General features: G+C 39.9%; 22 protein-coding genes. 20 read left to right on the top strand and 2 right to left on the bottom strand.

Annotation, left to right across the window (positions count from 1 at the left end; translation table 11 throughout):
- Positions 1 to 43: 43 nt before the first annotated feature.
- From ABF487_RS04460 to ABF487_RS04430, 7 genes are all read left to right on the top strand, one after another.
- A complete protein-coding gene (locus ABF487_RS04460) occupies positions 44 to 676 on the top strand; it encodes a restriction endonuclease subunit S (protein ID WP_415634604.1) in 633 nt (210 codons plus the stop codon).
- Between the two features lie 15 nt (positions 677 to 691).
- Positions 692 to 1255: a hypothetical protein gene (locus ABF487_RS04455; protein ID WP_415634603.1), complete on the top strand. Its 564-nt coding sequence runs from the start codon at positions 692 to 694 to the stop codon at positions 1253 to 1255.
- Complete coding sequence (locus ABF487_RS04450) at positions 1252 to 2100, top strand: Kiwa anti-phage protein KwaB-like domain-containing protein (RefSeq protein ID WP_415634602.1); 849 nt, start codon at positions 1252 to 1254, stop codon at positions 2098 to 2100. The genes ABF487_RS04455 and ABF487_RS04450 overlap by 4 nt, the downstream gene beginning before the upstream one ends.
- Positions 2087 to 3682: a type I restriction-modification system subunit M gene (locus ABF487_RS04445; protein ID WP_415634601.1), complete on the top strand. Its 1596-nt coding sequence runs from the start codon at positions 2087 to 2089 to the stop codon at positions 3680 to 3682. The genes ABF487_RS04450 and ABF487_RS04445 overlap by 14 nt, the downstream gene beginning before the upstream one ends.
- Before the next feature lie 17 nt (positions 3683 to 3699).
- Positions 3700 to 5310, top strand: coding sequence for a type I restriction-modification system subunit M (locus tag ABF487_RS04440; RefSeq protein ID WP_415634600.1), 1611 nt, complete (start codon positions 3700 to 3702; stop codon positions 5308 to 5310).
- 163 nt (positions 5311 to 5473) lie between these two features.
- Entirely contained in the window at positions 5474 to 7252 is a 1779-nt protein-coding gene (locus ABF487_RS04435; protein ID WP_415634612.1) for an McrB family protein, read from the top strand.
- On the top strand, positions 7242 to 8594 hold the full coding sequence (locus ABF487_RS04430) for a 5-methylcytosine restriction system specificity protein McrC (protein ID WP_415634599.1): 1353 nt from the start codon (positions 7242 to 7244) through the stop codon (positions 8592 to 8594). The genes ABF487_RS04435 and ABF487_RS04430 overlap by 11 nt, the downstream gene beginning before the upstream one ends.
- Here the strand turns inward: ABF487_RS04430 and ABF487_RS04425 are convergent.
- Entirely contained in the window at positions 8574 to 8960 is a 387-nt protein-coding gene (locus tag ABF487_RS04425; RefSeq protein ID WP_415634598.1) for an MmcQ/YjbR family DNA-binding protein, read from the bottom strand. The genes ABF487_RS04430 and ABF487_RS04425 overlap by 21 nt on opposite strands.
- 216 nt (positions 8961 to 9176) lie before the next feature.
- Here ABF487_RS04425 and ABF487_RS04420 point away from each other — a divergent pair, with 216 nt between their 5' ends.
- Both ABF487_RS04420 and ABF487_RS04415 read left to right on the top strand, forming a co-directional pair.
- On the top strand, positions 9177 to 10361 hold the full coding sequence (locus ABF487_RS04420) for a hypothetical protein (protein WP_415634597.1): 1185 nt from the start codon (positions 9177 to 9179) through the stop codon (positions 10359 to 10361).
- Positions 10354 to 11148, top strand: a complete 795-nt coding sequence (locus ABF487_RS04415; RefSeq protein WP_415634596.1) for a hypothetical protein — start codon at positions 10354 to 10356, stop codon at positions 11146 to 11148. The genes ABF487_RS04420 and ABF487_RS04415 overlap by 8 nt, the downstream gene beginning before the upstream one ends.
- A 51-nt stretch (positions 11149 to 11199) precedes the next feature.
- On the opposite strand, the gene ABF487_RS04410 is transcribed toward ABF487_RS04415, so the two are convergent.
- The gene (locus ABF487_RS04410) at positions 11200 to 12468 is read right to left on the bottom strand and encodes an MFS transporter (RefSeq protein WP_415634595.1); all 1269 of its coding nucleotides are present in this window, start codon (positions 12466 to 12468) and stop codon (positions 11200 to 11202) included.
- Positions 12469 to 12899: 431 nt separating this feature from the next.
- Between ABF487_RS04410 and ABF487_RS04405 the strand changes: the two genes are divergently transcribed.
- The 11 genes from ABF487_RS04405 to ABF487_RS04355 all read left to right on the top strand — a co-directional run bounded on the left by ABF487_RS04405 (position 12900) and on the right by ABF487_RS04355 (position 21039).
- A complete protein-coding gene (locus tag ABF487_RS04405) occupies positions 12900 to 13382 on the top strand; it encodes a DUF6622 family protein (RefSeq protein WP_415634611.1) in 483 nt (160 codons plus the stop codon).
- 161 nt (positions 13383 to 13543) lie between these two features.
- The gene (locus ABF487_RS04400; RefSeq protein ID WP_415634594.1) at positions 13544 to 14251 is read left to right on the top strand and encodes an AzlC family ABC transporter permease; all 708 of its coding nucleotides are present in this window, start codon (positions 13544 to 13546) and stop codon (positions 14249 to 14251) included.
- Complete coding sequence (locus ABF487_RS04395; protein WP_415634593.1) at positions 14238 to 14567, top strand: AzlD domain-containing protein; 330 nt, start codon at positions 14238 to 14240, stop codon at positions 14565 to 14567. The genes ABF487_RS04400 and ABF487_RS04395 overlap by 14 nt, the downstream gene beginning before the upstream one ends.
- Positions 14568 to 14716: 149 nt before the next feature.
- Positions 14717 to 15310 (top strand): type IV toxin-antitoxin system AbiEi family antitoxin domain-containing protein, encoded by a 594-nt coding sequence (locus tag ABF487_RS04390; protein ID WP_415634592.1) that lies wholly within the window; start codon positions 14717 to 14719, stop codon positions 15308 to 15310.
- A 115-nt stretch (positions 15311 to 15425) separates the two neighbouring features.
- Positions 15426 to 15965 (top strand): dihydrofolate reductase family protein, encoded by a 540-nt coding sequence (locus tag ABF487_RS04385; protein WP_415634591.1) that lies wholly within the window; start codon positions 15426 to 15428, stop codon positions 15963 to 15965.
- A gap of 90 nt (positions 15966 to 16055) precedes the next feature.
- Complete coding sequence (locus tag ABF487_RS04380; protein WP_415634590.1) at positions 16056 to 16832, top strand: matrixin family metalloprotease; 777 nt, start codon at positions 16056 to 16058, stop codon at positions 16830 to 16832.
- Positions 16833 to 16946: 114 nt separating this feature from the next.
- Positions 16947 to 17855 (top strand): fructokinase ScrK, encoded by a 909-nt coding sequence (gene scrK, locus ABF487_RS04375; RefSeq protein ID WP_415634589.1) that lies wholly within the window; start codon positions 16947 to 16949, stop codon positions 17853 to 17855.
- 60 nt (positions 17856 to 17915) lie between these two features.
- Positions 17916 to 18569 (top strand): histidine phosphatase family protein, encoded by a 654-nt coding sequence (locus tag ABF487_RS04370; RefSeq protein WP_415634588.1) that lies wholly within the window; start codon positions 17916 to 17918, stop codon positions 18567 to 18569.
- A 9-nt stretch (positions 18570 to 18578) separates the two neighbouring features.
- Positions 18579 to 20000 carry an NCS2 family permease gene (locus tag ABF487_RS04365; protein ID WP_263778974.1) on the top strand — a complete coding sequence of 474 codons (1422 nt, stop codon included), beginning with the start codon at positions 18579 to 18581 and terminating at the stop codon, positions 19998 to 20000.
- Between the two features lie 38 nt (positions 20001 to 20038).
- The gene (locus tag ABF487_RS04360) at positions 20039 to 20350 is read left to right on the top strand and encodes a hypothetical protein (RefSeq protein WP_415634587.1); all 312 of its coding nucleotides are present in this window, start codon (positions 20039 to 20041) and stop codon (positions 20348 to 20350) included.
- A 14-nt stretch (positions 20351 to 20364) separates the two neighbouring features.
- A complete protein-coding gene (locus ABF487_RS04355; RefSeq protein WP_415634586.1) occupies positions 20365 to 21039 on the top strand; it encodes a 5'-methylthioadenosine/adenosylhomocysteine nucleosidase in 675 nt (224 codons plus the stop codon).

The following is a 21039-nucleotide window of genomic DNA, read 5'->3' as shown; positions in this document are numbered from 1 at the left end:
CCAAATTGGTACGTTCTTAAAAACACTTGATAATCTGATAACTGTGAACCAGCGTAAACTTTCAGATATTAAAAAACTGAAGACCGGGTTACTACAAAAAATGTTTCCGGAAGATGAAGCTGATGTTCCAGAAATTCGTTTCCCTGGATTCAGTGGAGCTTGGGAAAAGCGTAAGCTACAAGACGTTTTCAATTATGAACAGCCAACTCCATATATTGTTAAAAATACAAATTACGATAACAATTTTAAAATACCTGTTTTGACAGCTGGACAGAGTTTTGTTTTGGGATATACGGATGAATGTCAGGGCGTGAAACAAGCCTCATCTGATAATCCTGTGGTTATTTTTGATGACTTTACGACGGGCTCTCATTATGTAGATTTTCCTTTTAAGGTAAAGAGTTCTGCGATGAAATTATTATCCACTCAAAATAAAAACGATGATTTCTATTTTGCTTACAATATTTTAAAAAATATTCACTATATACCAGAAAACCATGAGCGTCATTGGATTTCACAGTTTTCCCAATTCATAGTTAAAATGCCATCAGTCAATGAGCAGGTTCAAATTGGCTCTTTCTTCAAGTCGTTAGATGATCTGATAACTGTGAACCAGCGTAAACTGGAGCATCTTCAAAGCGAGAAAAAAGCACTATTACAACAAATGTTTATATAAATGGAGACGAATAGTATGAACGCTACTAATAAATTCATAAAAAGTTTTTTGCTCTCACTTTCATCATTTTCTCCTGGATTACTATTATTCTTATTAACGGTAAATTTATTTCCATCATTGAGAGGTGGCTGGTTCAGTCTTGCGAAATTTGTTTTATTGACTGTCTTCACTATTGTTTTTTCTGTAATCCTGATTGTGTGTTTAGCCCATGGAATGGATAAAAACGGCGAAGATAGTATGACGGTGGCTAATGTTCAACCTATAGAAAGTGAGACGATTCCGACATATTTAGGTTTGTTTATTATCATGTTAAGTCTTGGTGAACTAGCCTTTATCTATCAGGCTTTAGTTACAGTTATGATGTTTTTCGTATGGTGGCTATTGATGGAACGCTCATACTACTTCAATATAGTTTGGTTGATACTCTACCGCTACTATCGGGTGCAAGATGAACATGGTAACGTTTACACAATATACAGTTATCGTCGAGATTTTAAGCTTCAGAATAAAAATAAAAAACTTAATAAATTGGTTAGAGTTAATAATTTTACGTTTATTGAAATAAAGGAGAATAAATGAATTTAGTAAGAATCGGTGAGGAATCTGAATATAGAAAGTTGTCAATTGAGTTAAAGGATATAAGTACCCCAGACATGATTGATACTATTCCCTTCGATGCTGAAAAGACAAGGGAAGAGGATGAGTGGTTTTATATTCAAATAGATGAACCGCATAAACAAATGATCAACGATTACGCAGATTGTTTCAGTAATTCGGCTTCTTTGAATGAAATTTCAGACAAGGATTTTTCAAAAATTGATGTCATTGCTAAACAGGAGACTAATGGCATTATTTTCCAAAAAATCACGCCATCAAAACGTATGGTGAAAGCCTCCATTCTGAGAAAACCGTTGGATAAAAAAGCTGAAATAAACACTATCGACAACGGGATTGAGCTCACCTCGAAAGTTGATGCTTATTATTCGGAAGGCAAATTATATTTTAAGTATTTTTCGACAATCAGATCAATGTTTAAAGATATTGAGGAATTTTATCGGGTAGCGACTTCTGATGAAGTACATCAATTTAAAGAAATGTCGTTGGTTTCTGTAGGTAAGAACTTTAATGATCTTGGCACCAGAAATTTAAAAATGTTAGCAGCGATTAAAGACGATAGCGAAATCAATTTCTCAGATGTCGAATTTCGAAACCGAATGTTTGAGGAGTATCTTAACTATCCAGATCTTGATTTTCAAGTCGATAATGGACAATTCGTTATCAACACTAAAAAACAATTGAACCTTTTTTTAAAGCTAGCTTTGGGAAGACTATATGAAAATCCGATGACTCGACAAAAAATGGAAGCTAGTTCTGCAAAAGCAATCTCGAAAACAAATGGAGAAACAAAAAATGGCAGACAATAAATTACAATCTATTACTTCAAAATTATGGGCTATGGCCAATGAACTCCGAGGTAATATGGACGCAGCTGAATATAAAAACTATATTTTAGCCTTCATGTTTTACCGTTATTTATCAGACCATCAAGAAAAATATTTGGTTGAAAATAATGTTATTGATATAGTACCAGGACAGTCGGTTAACGAAGCATATACTGAGCAAGCCAATGGCAGTGATCTGAATGATTATCTTGAAGATATTTCATCAAGTCTCGGTTATGCGATCGCACCAGCAGATACTTGGCCATCTTTAATTAATAAAATAAACAACAGTACAGTCATCCCGAGCGACTACCAGACGCTTTTTGATGATTTTAATAAAAATGCTGTGCTGAATAAAAGTGCCTTACAGGATTTTCAAGGTGTATTTAATGACGTTAACCTAGGTGATTCACGTTTAGGATCATCAACTAACGATCGTGCCAAATCTTTGAACCGCATCGCTAAGTTGATAGATGATATCGATTACAAAGGCGAGGATGGAGAGGATATTCTTGGCACGATCTATGAATACTTGATTGGTCAGTTTGCTGCTTCAGCAGGAAAGAAAGGCGGAGAATTTTATACGCCTCACCAGGTAAGTAAGGTATTAGCAAAATTAGTAACTAATGGTATCACTGAAACGAGTGAATCATTTACAGTTTATGACCCTACTATGGGATCTGGTTCGCTGCTTCTAACTGTGGGAAATGAACTACCTCACAGCAACAAATCAGGTGCGATCAAATATTTTGGTCAAGAATTAAATACAACCACTTATAATTTGGCTCGTATGAATTTGATGATGCATGATGTAGCATATACCAATATGGTTTTGCATAATGCCGATACATTGGAAAGTGATTGGCCCGACGGACTTGATATCAAAGGCAATGACCATCCCCGTTCTTTTGATGCAGTTGTCGCTAATCCGCCATATTCTGCTAAGTGGGACAATAGTGACTCTAAGTTAAAAGATCCTCGTTTTAGTGAATATGGGAAATTAGCTCCTGCCTCCAAGGCTGATTATGCTTTTGTTTTGCATAGCATTTATCATTTAAGTCAAACTGGCACGATGGCGATTGTTTTGCCACATGGTGTATTATTTCGAGGAGCGGCGGAAGCAAAAATCCGTCGAACTCTGATTGAAAAAAACTACCTCGATGCAGTGATTGGATTACCGGCTAATTTGTTTTACGGTGCAAGTATTCCCACTGTGATTCTTGTCTTTAAGAAGAATCGTAAGAACAAAGATGTTCTTTTTATTGATGCTTCACAGGACTATGAAAAAGATAAAAACCAAAATATTTTAACGAACGCTAATGTCGATAAGATAATCAGCACCTATAAAGCACGCAAAGATCTTCATAAATACGCACATGTTGCAGGTTTGAATGAAATAAAAGAAAATGACTTTAATTTGAATATCCCACGCTACGTGGATACTTTTGAAGAAGATGCACCAATTGATCTGCAGAAAGTTAAAAAACAACTTAAGCAAGACAAAGAAGAAATTGCTGATCTGGAGAATGAGATTGAAAAGCAATTAAAGATTCTGGGCGTCTAGGACCAGAGGAAATTATGATGACTGATTTTAATGATATATGGGACAGCATCGAGGCCAGCAAAACTGACGGGATGACCATTTCTGAGTATAAGAATTATGTGCTGGGATTCTTGTTCTATCGTTATCTTTCTTTTAATCAGGAACAGTATCTGCTTAAAAACAATGTATTAGATATCAATGGCAAAGAAACGATTAACGAGGCCTATCTGCGTGAGGCAGTTGACTCGGATTTAGATGATTATCTAGATGATATTTCTTCCAGCTTGGGTTATGCAATTTCTCCGACAGATACCTGGAAATCTTTGATTACAAAAATCAATGACGATACTTTAAAAGCCGGTGACTATCAGGAAATTTTTGATAATTTCAACAAAAATGCAAAACTGAATAAGGATGCTACAAGTTACTTTGATGGAATTTTTGATGATGTTGACATTAGAAATTCTCGCCTTGGAGACAGTACTACTAGCAAAGCTATGTCACTGACTAAATTGGTAAAAATGATTGATGAATTTGATTTTGAGAATTCCGCTGATAATTTTCATCATTTATTTGAAGAATTAATCGAACAATTTGCTAATAAATCTGACAAAGGTGGTGGGGAATTTTATACTCCACATTCTGTTTCAACATTATTAAGTAAATTAGTGACAGACGGATTAGCGCCATCGGACAAAACATTTACTGGGTATGACATGGCATCTGGGTCTGGTTCAACTCTACTCGCATTAAAAGACGAAGTGCCAGGTGGGACACGTCCCGGAGCAGTCAAACTTTATGGTACTGAGAAAGAATTAACTACCTATAATTTATCCCGAATGAATTTATTGCTCGGGGGTATGTCATACAAAAATACAAAGTTGTTAAATCACGATACATTATCCAGTGATTGGCCAGATGGCCCTGATACAAACGGTACAGACCACCCCAGAACATTTGATGCGGTGGTCTCAGATATTAAGTTTAGCGCCGAATGGGATAATTCAGATTCTCGAATGAAAGATCCGCGATTTAATGAATATGGAAAGTTGGCGCCAAAAAAAACGGCGGATTATGCTTTCGTTTTGCATGGTCTCTATCATCTCGACGAAGAAGGTACCATGGCTATGGTACTGCCACACGGAATTTTGTTTCGTGGGAACGCTGCAGGAACAATTCGCAAAAATCTCATTGAGCATCATAGTGGGAATCGTGTTTATGCCGTAATTGGATTGCCTGAAAACATAATGTTTTCAGAGCCTCACAAAAAATCTGTTGCAGTCACTATTGTTGTATTTAAGAAAAAGCGTGACACAAACGATATTTTGTTCATTGACGCGAAAGATGATTTTGCCAAGGGTAAAAATAGAAATTATTTGAGAGATTCCGATATTAACAAAATAGTCGAAGCATATCATAATCGTCAGAATACGGACAAATATGCACATCTCGCTTCAATGGAAGAAATTCGTAAAAATGAATATAATTTGAACATTTCGAGATATGTGGATACTTTTGAAAAAGAAGTGCCTATTAATTTGAATCAAGTCAACCAGTCATTAGAAAAATATGACAAACAAATATCGGCGCTGCAAACTGAAATCAATAAGAACTTGACATTATTGGGCGTGAAAAAAGATATAAAATAAATTAATAGATTTATGTTTTTAAGTACTAGGGAGATATTTGTTAGTGGCAATTTCAGAAAATCTAATCAATGCAGGCACTAAAGATCCTTCGTCAACTCGAGATGAAAGATTCGAGTTGACGGTTACCGCACAGGACGTTGTTTCTACGGATAAAAGATTTACGATGGATGATATCGGTCAGGGGGACAACTACAAATTTCTGGATGCTTATTATCGTCCTGCTCACGGAGAAATTGAGCACAGGCATAAGGAGAAAGGTGAGAGAAGCAAATCAAATCAAATTTTGCCTCGTTTGGCCTGCCAGATTTTTGAAAAGCAACTCGTTTTGTTACCTGCTGACGAAAAGTCAAATTTTCCAATTTGCCAATACAATCCGCAAAGTGAAGTAATTAGAGGTATTTATCCAAGCGTTGCAGAATTTAAAAAATACCGCAATACACTTGAACATTTTACCTACCATTGTGGTGATGGCAGTCAAATGGTCATTTATTGCTGGAATGTCTTTTCAACAATACTCTTTGTCCAGGAGTGCTTAAAAAGATTTGGCAATGCAGATGATGTGTTTGTTCTGAATTATGCTGACAAAAATAATGAAGAATCAGCCAAAGTTGTAAATACAACAAATGTTTCAAAATCTTATGAGTTTTTAAAACCTTATTTGACGAAATTGACGGAGTCCAAGAACATTATTTTCCGAGGTGCTCCGGGAACAGGCAAGACATATCTGGCAAATGAAATTGCAGCTGATATTGTTTCCGACGGCCGAAGCACAGCAACAAAAGATTTGACTGATGAGGAGAAATCCCGTATAGGCTTTGTCCAATTTCATCCCAGCTATGATTACACAGATTTTGTCGAAGGCTTGCGGCCAAAAACGAATGAAGATGGTTCTATGGGATTTGAATTGCAAGATGGCGTCTTCAAGGAATTCGTTTCTCAGGCACAAGAAAACTTCGATAATTCCCAAAAATCGAAAGAGGACATTGAAAAAACAGCATCAGTTCAAACTATTATCGCAGATTATTTCGCCAATGTTGAATTTGGGAGTGACACTCTACAGACGGTTCGTGGCACCAAATTTTACATGACGAGCATAGATGACAAGCACATTAACATTTCCATTCCAGAAAATCAGGTATCCAATCGATTAAGCTTAAATTTAAATGAATTAACAAGGATGCTGGAATCAAATCAGAAATTTTCTCAAGTAAAAGATGTATCTAACTTCTTTGATAAGCTCAATGCTACGCAAAACTATTCTTATGATTTAGCTATTTATGAGGACATTAAGTCCAAAAGGAGTAAGCCTGCGAAGGTCGCTGTGTCACAGACGCAGAAGCCTTACGTCTTTATTATTGACGAGATTAATCGCGGTGAAATTTCTAAAATTTTTGGTGAATTGTTTTTTGCGATTGACCCAGGTTATCGTGGAACCGCTGGTGGGGTACTGACACAATATGCGAATTTACATGATGATCCGGAAAGCAAGTTCTCGATACCAGAGAACGTCTATATTATCGGGACAATGAATGATATTGATCGTTCAGTTGATAGTTTTGATTTTGCGATGCGGCGTCGTTTTCGCTTTATCAAAATTAAGGCACAAGACAACATTGGAATGCTGGACGAACTGGATGAACCAAAGCGGCAAATGGCAATTCAATGCATGCAATCTTTGAATGATGCGATCGTTAATGTAGAAGGCTTAAACGAAAATTACGCCATTGGTGGCGCATACTTTTTGAAATTGAAACATTTGACCTTTGACGCACTTTGGAACGATTACTTACAGCCTCTTCTCCAAGACTATGTTCGTGGCATGAACGATGAAGAAGGCATCATGCAAAAATTCGAAGCAGCCTATACGCAGGGTTACCAGAGTGTTTCTCAAGATAATGCAGAACAACCTGCTGATCAAGGTGAGAATAATCTTGAAAATTAAGGATAATACTCGTAACCCTGCAGCTGCTTTTCAACCAATTAGCGGGATTGTGGATCGAATCGGTGATAAAACTCTGGGACAACTTGAAAAAGAGGGGATATTTGTTTTCCCTGCTTTGGTTGAGGACACAGAAGATATCACAAAAGATGAGATTGTCCTGCAAAAAGTTGATGACTGCTATCGTTCCAGTAATGTGATGGGATTTATAGGCTTAGGGCATGAACGGCTAGTCATTGAATCACGTTTTTCAGTGGATCAACAAGACCATTTTTTTCAGTATCTCTTGGAAAAAGTTTTAGATTTACCAAACATCTTGAGTTTGAATACAGCTGCGAATCAAGAAAATCGTGTGTTTGATTGGTTCGTATTTTTGTTTCCTTATTATCTAAAAACTGCGATGCGAAAGGGTGTCTATAAGACTTATGTTCACCATGAGTACAATAATAGCAATGTCCGTGGTGTCATTGATATCGCCCGCCATGTTCGACAAAATTCGCCTTTTATTGGTCGAGTTGCTTATAGTCAGAGAGAATTTTCTTACGACAACGATCTCATGGAATTGGTCAGACACACGATCGAATACATTAAAAGCCAGCCTTACGGAAATCACTTGCTGCGTCAAGTGAAAGATCAAGTTGATCTAGTCGTTTCGATAACTGGCAGCTATGGCTATCAGAACAGAAATAAAATTATTACGAACAAAGATAATCCTGTCAGACATGCTTATTTTCGTGAGTATCGTACGCTTCAGCGCTTGTGCCTGATGATTTTGCGACATGAAAAACATCAAATTGGTTCAGGCCCTGAGCATTTTCACGGTGTTTTATTCGACGGTGCTTGGCTTTGGGAAGAATATATCAATACCCTGATCGGTTCGGATTTTGATCATCCAATGAACAAAGGACATAAGGGAGCTCAAGAACTTTTTTCGACCGATATTCGTCAGCAAGGTCTGATTTATCCGGATTTTCTGAGTAAAGGGTCGCAAAATGTCGTCATAGCTGATGCGAAGTATAAGCCAGTTGAGAATATCCACAATAAAGATTATTTACAAGTTTTGGCTTATATGCTGAGATTTGACGCAAGACATGGTTTTTATCTCTACCCGGAAAAGAATACTGATGGAATAGGGCTTTTGAACCTGACACTAAATTCTGGATCTACATATACAAACAATGTGCAACCTCGAAATGATATCGAGGTTACGAAATTAGGATTGAAAATTCCTTGTTCTACGAATAATGGCTATCGCTATGAAGATTTTAAGAAAGACATCTCTCAAGCGGAGAAAGAATTTTTAGGTCGACTGATCGCTGAATCATCAGTCGCCTCTAGCAAATGACTTCCGGACCGATAAAGGCAAGTTGCCAAAGACCAGCGAATAGGAGTTTTCGATCATTTTCTCTATCTCTTGGTCTGAAAGTTCGTTGGTCGACAGCTTGATGGAAATCCAGTATTTTTTATTCATATGGTAGCCGGCACTGATATCACGGTACATCTCGCACAGCGCGGCATTGGCTTCCGGCCGGCCCTTTAGCGTGATTGCCGTGTCGTCGGTGGCATGAGGTGACATGACGCCAAACATTTTGCCAGCCAGATCAAAATAAAGTGTTTCCCAATCTTCGCGATAATAGACTTTCGCGTGCGGCAAATGATTGCCAAAGTCTTGGAAGTGTTCAATTCTGGATTTCACTGAGACCTTTGCCATAAGAGATAGCCCTCGGGATTCTGAATTCTAACAAGACCATAGTATAGATGAGTACCAGAATACACAAGCTACATATTAAAAAAATGTCTTAATCAATCATTAGGACAAAAAAATGTCTTAATCAATCATTAGGACATTTTTTTGTCCTAATGATATAATGAGACATATTTATATGATTAGAAATACTGATTAATGTACGAGATGAGGCGATGAATCTTGCAAGCAACGGATGATATTCTTGATATATTGGTTGACCAACTCCAACAAGATATTGGTTACAAATTGAAGGACTTAAAGGCTTTTGAAGGTAAGATACCCGGGTCTATTAAATACACCATGGATCTTTTAACAGCTGAAATTAGCTCTGATAGAATCATATTATTATTTCCACATCAGGAAAAAAATTTAAAAATTGATTTCCTCAAATTTTGGGTAGACCAGTTTAAAGTCCTTGGCTTAGGAACTGCTGTAATTGTGCTACGTGATCCTGTCCGCAGTTTCCAAACCTTGCTTACGAAAAACCGTATTTCGTTTATCTCACTCAGACATGATTATTACCTGCCTTTCATGGCCCTACGTATGTTGGAAACTAATCTGCCGTCTGAGCCTCCCAAAGTTGTTAAAAATTCGAAATTATCTCAGAAAGCAACACAACTGTTAACAGTACTAATTTATGCTAGTAATTTTGCTAAACGGCAACTATTTGTTAATACCAACTCTGTTTTTAATAAATCAGGTTATATGTTTACAGGTGGCAAACAACTTTTTGAGGAATTGGCAAAGGTAGCTGGATTTGAGACAATCAGAACTATGAATCGTGCACTTTTGGATTTGGAATCTGCTAATGTGATTCAAAGCATTGGTAGCCAGACTCGAAAAACTTATGCATTTCAAGAACTGGGTATGGATTTGTTTTATTCAGTTATTGAGATTATGAGAAGCCCAGTTAAACTGAGCATTACTGCTGATCGACAACTCATGTTTACTGTGATCCGACAAAAATTTTCTACTTTCAACGATATTAGCACGCTGGATGGTGCAAGTTTCTCTGGTCTCACCGCAATTGCTAAAATTACGGATCTTGAGTCAGACATGTCTCAACTTTCTTATGCGTTCAGCAAACAATTGTTTAACTATGTCTTTGATAGAGAGACTAAACAAATATTTAAGAACAGTTCTATCGGTTCGTCAAATGCACCAGGTAATATTCGGATCGAGCGTTGGTCAGATGATCCTGATCGTATTAGTAATTGGCTACGGAGGCAAAGCCTTTGGAATGATCAACGAATACCTGATCCCATAAGCCTATATTTGGCGAATACGGAAAAAAACGACTCACGCGTTACTGGCATTTTAGAAGATTTAATAGAAGCGACCTTTGAAGGGAGAAAATATGGCTAATCATTATCCAAAATTTTTCGATTTTTTTAAAAACTATCAGAATAATTATGTTCTAATTGGTGGGCAGGCTGCCTCGATACTATTGGAAGCTGCGGGACAGATTACACGCGCAACGGTCGATTTTGACATTATTGTTATTTTTGAAAAGGCAGACCAAGATTTTTTGAACCATTTGAAAGTTTTTTTACGGGAATATCACTATTTACTCGATGGGCGAAAAAGTGAAGAGAGAAAATATTATTATCGTTTTCGAACGGTTAAAAACTCGGAAGTGCCAGAAGTGATTGAGTTATTTTCTCGAGTTTCGGCCAATATTATTTTGGAAGATCCAAATACTATTGAGATTCCACTCCCTGATGAAGACGATTCGTTATCTGCTATTTCATTAGATGATGGCTATTATGGAATATTAAAAAATGGCATTGAAATCTCACAATATGTTGATGGTCCTGTATTGAAGCCAGCCTATCTGATTCTTTTCAAGGCAAAAGCACAATTGGACATTGTCAAACGGCAGGAAGAGGGTGAGCGGGTTAACCATCGAGACAAAATGAAACATAAAAAAGATATTTTAAATTTACTAAATATTTTAACTGATGACGATACCATTCCGGCTGATTCAGTTTCCGAACAAGTCAAACGAGATCTGGCAGATTATATTGATTGGCTAGAAAATCAACCAGATCTTGGACACGAAATCATTCAAAGAAAGTTGGAACGATTCAGGGGAAATCCGAATAAGGCAAAAGAAAAAGTGATTACTGCATTAAGACAACTGATTGTCTAGATATTAGCTATGGTTCTCTCTGATGTTGCTAAATCAACTCTTATTATCCGATTAATTCGTGGTCTCCTGAGCTTTTCCTCTCAGTCCGGATGAGTACAATAAAACAATGATCATGGAAATTAAGCCGCTCCAAAAGAAAATGTCAGCGGCTTGAGCGTGATCGAAAATAACACCATAAATCACTAATCCGACAGGGTTCAAAAATTGCCCCAGAACATTTGAAACTGTCATGACACGTCCTTGATAATTTTCTGGGATATATTTTTTAAAATAGATACTAATGGGTATGTTCGCTGCCGAAAGCATTGTTCCAAGTGCTAATGAGATAAGCGCATAGACAATTAAGGCTAATAAAGAGAAACGGTTGTCTAACAGGACCGGAACTGCCATCAAAGAGATCGTCACACCAAATAGCAGGCCGAAAACAAAGGTATATTTGACTGGCTTTTTGACTTCGGGCAGAAAGCTCAAAGTAATTCCTGATGCAATCATGCCAATGCTGGTCATCGCACTCAGCAAGCCATAATTGAAGTTGCTGACATGAAAATAATGAATCAAGATGAATGGTTGGCCGATGATTAAACAAGTCATGAAGAAGTTGACCAGCATGACCACGATCATGATGAAACTTAAATTTTTATGGTTGGCAATATAACTGATGCCTAATTTAAATAGCTGCCAGTTTGATTGGCCACCCTCGCTTTGATTGCTGTCTTCAATGACTTGCTTATTAGTTAATTCAAAGTCCATCGAAAAGATGAGAAAGATAACAATGATTTCGACTAAAATTTCTGTTGCCACAAAGAAGGGAATCGATACAAAGGCATAGATGGAACCCGCTAGAATTGGGCCTGCGATGCTAGAGATGTTGCTGGCAATATCTTCTAAAGCTGTCAGTTTTTGTAAGAAGGCCGGGCCAACCATGTTGATTGTCGAACTTTTATAGGAAGTATTTTGAAAATCATTAATAACCGATAGGATGCCGCTGATCAAAATAATCGCAATGAAGCGAGCTGTCGGCAAAAATAAGAATACAAAAAGAAAGATCAGCAAGAGAGCGATACTCGAAATTTGAGATACGATAATTAAGGGTTTGTGTTTGTGAGAATCAATCAAGCTGCCCATGGCCGGTGCGAAAATAATTCCCAAAACCGGGCCTAAAAATTCGGTCAGCGCGAAGCCTAGAGCGGAATTTGTTTCTCTTAAAATGAAGAGGCCAAGCACGAAGGAAAACATTTCGATACTAGTGCCCCTTAGGAAGTCAGAAATCACAGCTTTATTAATCTGAATTTTTGACGCCCTGATTATTTCAGAGTTCATGAGAACCTTCTTTCACAGTTATTCTCATTCTATAACTATTTATAATTAAAGAAGTAGTATTTCAGCTTTCCATGCTTGAATGATTTTGCAAAAAATTCTATAGCCCAAAGGGGATAGAACTAATTTAATTTAAAACAATCAAAAGCTTTCAAAATGAAAACCCGCCATTTATCGATTGAATAAATGACGGGTTTTATGCAGACTGGTGATAAGCAACACTCATAACAAAAAAGTTGCCGCTTAAAGGCTTAAAAGCACCGCTTAACAAAATGGTTGTCCTTTTTCTGAAAATTTTTCCTATGATGATTCCAGGCTCATGGCCAGGCACGCACCCAAATATAAGCGTGTATTACTAACAATTAGCATAGCAAATCAAGGGATTTTTAAAGGAGAACTCAAGCATGGCAGCTATTCTGCAAATTATTTTTTAAATCATTCGCCACACACCTTTTTGGGTGTGGATTGTGTTATTCATTTTAATCAAGCGCGGTAGGGCTTTAATGACCGAGAGTCCTGTGTCTGTAGGACGGTCTTGTCTTATGCCGGCGATTTTCATCATCTGGAGCCTCAATACAATCGTCGAACGTTTTCAAAGCCCAAATGTGTTATTAAGCTTCTATGTCGGTGCGTTAGTTCCGGGATTTTTATTTAGTTATTATTTGTATAAAAATCGCCGATTTCACGTTAATCACGATGGGCTGCTGATCCAAGAGGGCAGCCCTCTACCGATAATCATTATGCTGTCTAATTTTTTGGTTAAGTACCTATTAAACGTTGTCCTGGCAACGCAGCCTGGACTGTATGCGAATTTGCCCTTTAACATTTTTTACGGTTGCATTTGCGGCTTTACGATCGGTCTTTTCTTTGGCGGCATATTTAAAAGCATGCAAGCCAAAAGGCAGCTGGCACTTTGAATCTATTTTGACAATCGCTTGACTTTTCGGATGACCTTGTTTAGCATGAACCCAAGTTCATTTTTTCACGCGTGGATTGAATGTATAAACAGGCAAATGCCTGAGGACTTACATTATGAATTTTCAAGCATTGATAGTGATTTTAGACTGGGAGGGCAGAAATGAATGATCAGCTTACTTGGCAAGCTGCAGTTAAAGACACTCTGCCGACCATTTTTGGCTACATCGGGATTGGTTTGGCTTTTGGTGTGATTGGCCGGACGTCAGGCTTGGCAGTCTGGATTGTTGTGCTGATGTCAGCTTTTGTCTATGCAGGTTCAGCTCAATTTACGACCGTGAGTATGCTGACAGCGCTCAATCCGGTCAGTTCGATTGTTCTCACAACTTTTCTTGTGAATTCCCGAATGATTTTAATGAGTACGACCCTGTCTGCTTTTTTTAAAAAAGATTCCATGTCCAAGAATTTACAGATTGGCAGTTTGCTGACTGATGAAAGCTTTGCTTTGAGTATGAATAAACTGAATTACACGCAAAACCGCTTGTCTTTTGAATGGCTGAATACTTCTAATTGGATTGCTTATTTGACTTGGGTGCTGTCGACTTTAGCCGGTGCGCTTTTAGGCAATATTATCAGCAGTCCGAGGAGGTTTGGCTTGGACTTTGCGCTGCTGGCGATGTTTATTGGCTTATTATATTTGCAGGTTCTCGCAGACAAATCGATGTCCAAAAAATTGCAGCTGCTAGCCATCTTAATGACGATGCTGCTGACCTATGTTTCCATGATTATTCTACCGGCCAGCCTCGTGATTGTCGTCACAGCACTAGTCGGATGTGCTTTGGGAGTACTAGTCAAACATGCCTTCTTCTAACGTTATTTTATTGACAATGTTGGGCTGCGGCCTGGCAACATGGCTTTCCCGTATCATTCCTTTTGTTTTGCTGAAACATTTTCAATTGTCAAAACAAGTCGTGGAGTTTCTGTCTTTTGTCCCAATCGTGATTATGACAACGCTTTGGTTTAGCAGCCTCTTTACTGCACATATGGGGCAGCTGCCTAAAATCAATCTCCCATATGCTTTGGCATCCGTGCCGGCCTTTCTATCGGCAATTTTAAGTAAAAGTCTTTTGATAATCGTGCTAGTCGGTGTACTTTCCTTAATGCTGTTACGGATTTTCGGCTTTTAATTAACTTTGAGATGCTGCCTGACAGGTATCATTTCAGTGTTGATGAATGATTGCCCGCAAGCACAAGCGCAGCATAAATGTCACTATTATGTACACTATATGATATAATATGTACATAATAGTGACAAAATACAAAAGGAGAAATGCTGATGACGCAGGCTGATATCATATGGCGTTTTATACGCGAGCACCATGGACAGGTAACGATCGCAGATGTTGAATCCATTGGTCTTTCTAAGAAAGTTCTTTATCGGATGGCACAAGCCAATCAGATCGAAAAATTAGATCCTGGGGTTTTCATCGATCCAAAAGAATTTGGTGATAATTTAGCTGGATTACAGTACCGTTTCCCTAAGGGAATTTATTTCAAAGACACAGCTCTTTTTTTGCACGGTATGATTGATCGAACTCCTGAAATCTACGAAATGAATTTTCCGATGTCGAATCCTCATTCTGCAAGCCAGAATACCCAAGTGAAGATGTATCGGCAAATTGAACGGCTTTATAGCATTGGCATTGAAAAAGTTAAGAGTCCGGGAGGCCATCTTGTCAAAACTTATAATATCGAACGAACTTTGTGCGATATTATCAGGAAAAGAGATCAAACTGACGCTGAAACCTTGGGACAAGCCATGAGAAACTACGCTGTAATGCCAAAAAAAAATCTTTTGAGATTAATTGAGTATGCAGACTTATTCAAAGTAAAGGAAGAGATCGAAAATTATATGGCGGTTTTATTGTGAGAATTTCGTTTGCCAGCAAGGACCAATTTTTAAGAAATGTGCGAAACCTCGCCATGGCGAAGAAAGTATTTTTTATACGGCTACAGCTTAACTTCACTGCTGGTAAAATAGACTCGTGACCTCCAAAACGATGAGAAAAGTCTATTTCTACGGTGCGATGAGTCTTGATGGCTTTCTAGCTCGAGAAGATGATAGTCTGCAGTGGCTGTTTGACACGGAATTAGATCCAGCATACAGTATTGCGGATTTCGAGGCTGGCATTGACACGGTCGTGATGGGCAATACAACTTATAAGGAGACGCACAAAATACTTGGGGACACGCCCATGTTTCCTAGAAAAGAGAAAATCGTCTTTTCACGCAGTCAGGCTGGTTCAGTTGCTGATGGCGGGCGATATGTTTCTAGCGATCCCGCAGCTATTGTCAGCGATTTGAAATCAGCTAAGGGCAAAAATATCTGGATTGTCGGCGGCGGTGCAATCGTGACGCAACTGGTTCGACAAGACCTGATTGATGAATTTTGGATCCAAATCGCACCTATCTTGATTGGCCGGGGTAAGCGATTATTTGAAGAAGCAGACTATGAAAAACGCCTGTCGCTGATCGGCATTAAACGGATTGACCAGTTGACAGAACTGCATTTGAAAAGAGAGTAACCTAAAAAAGAAATAGGAATCTGTTTTTATGTCAGTTTTATTTTCATAGCGTATAAAGGGCTGTAATTAAAGCCATGGACGAGATTATTAGTGAGACATAAATTAACAATTATTCTGCTTGCCGGACTGGCAGCTGGTACTTTTCTGGTACATCAGAATTACATTACTTTGCCAGGCAACGGCAATCAAGTTGTCCGCCAGTCGACAGATTCGATCGCTTCTCAGCTCAATGATTCCTGGAAACGGCTGACGCTAGCACTGGGGCAGAAGGGTCAGGGATTCAATCTGCCTAGCCTGCCGACGATTGATTCAGGGTCCACTGGCCAAGCAAGCGGCCAGAATTCAGCAAGTACAGAAGTGCCTGCCGATCCAAATGCCACACCTGTCGAGTCGATTGTTGCTGGGGTGCCTTTAAGCAATGTTTATTACTATCGCTTCCAGCCCGGTTTGCCGCAAGCTGCTCAACAGCTTTTTCAAAGAGCTGCCAATATCTATAATGCGACTGGGATTGTCAGCCTGATTCCGGGCAACGCGACTGGTACGCAGAATAGTGTCATCTTTACGGATTACCGTAAAGATGACGGCCCGGTCTCACAACTCGGAACGATCGAGCTCGGCCGTGGCGGCCCGCAGATTATTCAGCGTTATGGTATCGCAAATACTGCTTATAACCATGGCATGGCCAGCCTGAATATGAGCTATCAGCAGTCGCTCTCGCTATCCGTGGCTGTTCACGAATTAGGGCATGCACTAGGATTGGGGCATAGCAGCAGTCGCGATTCGGTCATGTATCCGATCGACCAAGGGAAAAGCCAGCTGTCACCTGGTGATTTGGCAGGTTTGAGAGCAATTTATACACGTAGTTAAAGCCGGTTTGAGACCCGTTTTTGTTTGCCCAAAAAAATTATTAAGCGTTTAACAACATCCAGATAAAAGTCGGGTAGAATAGTTTTGTTAAATCTAAAAATTGGGGAAGTAGTTATGTTAACCGAAGATAAATTACTGGGTTCGATCGAAGCTGGCGGCACAAAATTTGTCTGTGCTGTGGCCGGGGATGATTTTAATATTATCGATCAGGAGACTTTTAAGACGACGAATCCTGCCGAGACAATGGGAAAAACGATTGCCTTTTTCCAAAAGTTCAACGTCGCTTCGATCGGAATCGGCTCTTTTGGGCCGATTGGTATCAAAGAAAACAGGCCGGATTATGGTTTTATCACAAAAACACCCAAAGTCGGCTGGTCTGATTTTGATTTTGTCGGCAGTCTGAAAGCCGCCATCAATGTCCCGGTTTTCTTCACAACCGATGTCAATTCATCTGCATACGGCGAGTATCAATTCGGCGGCGTACCCAAAGAGGAGACACTAGTCTATTTCACGATTGGCACCGGTGTTGGTGCAGGCGTGATTCAGGGCGGTTCATTTGTTGGCGGCCGTTCTCACCCGGAAATGGGCCATATTCTATTGAGGAAACATCCCGATGACATTAATTTTCCTGGCGTTTGCCGTTTTCATGGCGACTGTCTTGAAGGATTAGCTTCCGGCCCTTCGTTAGCTGCCAGAACCGGTATTAAGGGCGAAGATATTGCCGATGATGATCCGGTCTGGGAGATTATTGCCTATTATTTGGCACAGGCAGCTTGGTCTGCCACACTGGATTTTCGTCCGGACAAAATTATTTTCGGCGGTTCTGTCTCCAGCCGTCCAGGCCTTTTAGCAAAGACACGCCAGCAGTTTAAGCTGATGAATAACGATTATTTGACGGTGCCGGCTTTGGATGATTACATTGTTCACCCAGCGATCGAGAATAACGGTTCGGCGACTTATGGTGATTTTGCTTTGGCGATGTTTGCCTTGCGAAATGCTGAAAAATCTAATGAAAGGGCTTAAGCGTCAAATTTTCGTTTTTCCAGTTCCTATTTCGGTAAGTTTAATTGTATTCTAAATACTATGAAACGGATTTTTATTGTGAGACATGGGCGGACGGAATGGAATTTGGAATCGCGTTTTCAGGGTGCAAACGGTGATTCGCCGCTTTTGGAGTCGAGTAAAAAAGATTGTGAGGATTTGGCTGTGTTTCTCGATAAATTCGATTTTGCAGCCATTTACACCAGTCCGATCAGGCGAGCGAGGGTAACGGCCGAGCTGACATTATCGCATACGAAAAAATATGGCAAGGCGCCGATTGTTGACGACGAGGATTTTCGGGAAGTCGGTTTTGGGGACTGGGAAGGCTTGACAAGAACGCAAGTCAAGACTGCCTACCCAGAGCTTTTTGACGCTCTGATTCATCGTCGCGACGATCCGAGATTGCTGGCTTTCGGGATTGAAAAATTCACGGCAGCCCGCAAGCGTTTTAAAGCGGGCATTATTCACCGCCTTCAGACGGTTTCGGACGGTCAGAATATCTTGATTTTTTCGCATGGATCGATCAGTCAGCTTGGTATTAAGGCTTTGACCGGCAACGAACACCTTACGAGCTTGAAAAATACTTCGACTTCAATTATCCAGACCAGTGACGACCAGCATTTTGATATTGCCGCCTATAATGAGGCAGCATATTTGGAAAATGTCGACAGCAAGGGAAGCACAACATTAATTTAAAGGAGAATCATGTTTCAGCTTGAAAAATATCACACGAATGTCCGGACAGAGATAATCGCAGGGATTACGACTTTTCTCTCAATGGTCTATATTTTCTTTCTAAATCCACAGATTTTAGGTCAGACTGGCATGCCCAAACAAGGCATTTTCCTAGCTTCGATCATTGTTTCAACGATCGGAACGCTTTTCATGGGCCTATTTGCCAATCTGCCTTTCGCACTTGCTCCAGGAATTGGGATGCAAGCCTACTTTACCTATACCATTGTCTTCGGTTTCCACTTTAAGTGGCAGCAGGCTCTGGCAGTTGTCTTTTTGGTCGGTGTCTTTGATTTGGTGATTACTTTAAGTCACGGCCGTCGGGCAATCGTTAAGGCGATTCCTGAAGAGTTAAAAGCTGCCATCGCTGGTGGTATTGGTCTCTTTGTGGCTTACATCGGTTTGAAAAACGCCGGTTTCATCAATTTTATTATTGATAAAGCCAATATTATTACAGGTTGGGGAACACCTTCCATGGTTGGAAACGGCGGTGTTACGCCCGAGATGGCCAACTTTAACCAGCCGGCCGTCATTTTGTCTCTTCTAGGTGTTTTGATTTTAATTGTGCTTTTGCTGCGCAAAGTACCAGGTGCATTTTTGATTTCCATGATTGTGACCACGATTATCGGTATTCCTATGGGCGTTACCAGCACCCATATTGAATGGACACAATCACTTTCACAGACTTTTTCTCAGTTTTCAAAATTGATCTTTTCTGGTTTTGGTGGCCAGGGTATGCCAACACTTTTCAATAATTGGCATGATTTTCTTTTGACGTTAGCAACAGTCTTTGCCATGGGCTTGACTGGTTTGTTTGATGCCATTGGTACCTTGCTGGGTATCGGCGAACAGACTCAGATTTTTACTGCCGCTGATCAAAAAGAATTCGCTGAAAATAAAAGCGGATTCAAAACACGTATGGATCGTGCCTTGCTGGCTGATACTGTGACAACGACAGCTGCAGGTGTTCTGGGCACTTCCAATACGACGACTTTCATTGAGTCTGCTTCTGGTATTGCTGCCGGTGGACGTACTGGTTTGTCCAACATTGTGACTGCCATTGGTTTTCTGCTGACAATCTTCTTGGCACCCTTTGTCTCGGTCATTCCGACTTCAGCAACCGCACCGATTTTGATTGTTGTTGGTATTTCGATGATGGGTCAGTTACGGAAAATCCAGTGGGATGATTTCGAAGTTGCCGTGCCATCCTTCTTCACCTCGATTTTCATGGCTTTGTCCTACTCGATTTCTTATGGAATCGCGGCTGGTTTTATCTTCTATATTCTGGTCAAGATTACAGTCGGCAAGTTCAAACAAATCAATCCGGTTGTTTTGATCATCAGCCTCATGTTCCTGGTCAACTTTATCTTGATTGCCTTCCGTTTTGCTAGCTAAAGCTTCATTTTGCCATGGCTTGCTTGTATGATTAATTTATGTCGCTAAAAAGCAGACTGAACAATTGGGTCAGCAAAAGGAACGCGAAGACAGATGTCGAAGAGCGTTTGCGCCGGCGAAAAGAAGTCGAACGGCAATACGCAAAAACACATCCGGAAAAAATCGTTCCAGTCCAGCCTGAATATGAGCAGGAATTTAAATTAACGCATAACGGCAAGTTTCAGTTAGGTTCAAACGGTAAGCTGACTCGCGAAGGCTTAATCCATCGGCTCAAATATCGTCTGAACATTGCGATTGCTGTGCTGGCTATATTGATCATCATTTTGTATCTGTATTTTATTTTTCTTTAAGGAGAACGCATCACATGAAAATTGGCATTATCACACCCATGGAAGAGGAAAAACGCGACCTGCTGGCAGCGATTGACAGCATTTCGAGTGACCAAATCGGCGGTCAAGATTTTTCTCAGGGCACGATGTTTGGAAAAGATGTGATTCTGACTGAATCCGGTATCGGCAAGGCACAAGCTGCCATGGCGACTGGTGTTCTTTTGGATCGATATCAGCCGGATATTGTCGTTAATACCGGTTCTGCCGGCGGATTGGCGAGTGGTCTGCATATTGGAGACCAAGTGATTGCTCAGCGCCTGGCTTACCATGATGTGTATAACACAAAATTTGCTGGATCAGTCGGATTTGTGCCAGGGAAGCCCCTTTATTACGAATCAGATGCCATGCTGGTAGCTGATTTTCAAGAAGCCAATCCTGAAGCCAAGACTGGCTTGGTTGTTTCTGGTGATTCCTTTGTCATGGGAAATATGAAGACACAGATTGTGACTAATTTTCCTGATGCCATGGCTGTCGAGATGGAAGGCGCTTCGGTAGCTCAGATTGCTTATGACTTCGGTGTACCTTTCATCGTCCTGCGTGCCATTTCTGATTCAGCCGATGATGGGGCACAAGAAAGTTTTGATCAGTTTTTGCTCGAAGCCGGCCGCAAGTCAGCCAAGTTATTGTTGAACTTTATTCAAGGTTTATAA

This window comes from Oenococcus sp. (genome assembly GCF_047725585.1).
Lineage (GTDB): Bacteria > Bacillota > Bacilli > Lactobacillales > Lactobacillaceae > Oenococcus > Oenococcus kitaharae_A.
This window is presented reverse-complemented; position numbering and strand designations above follow the sequence as displayed.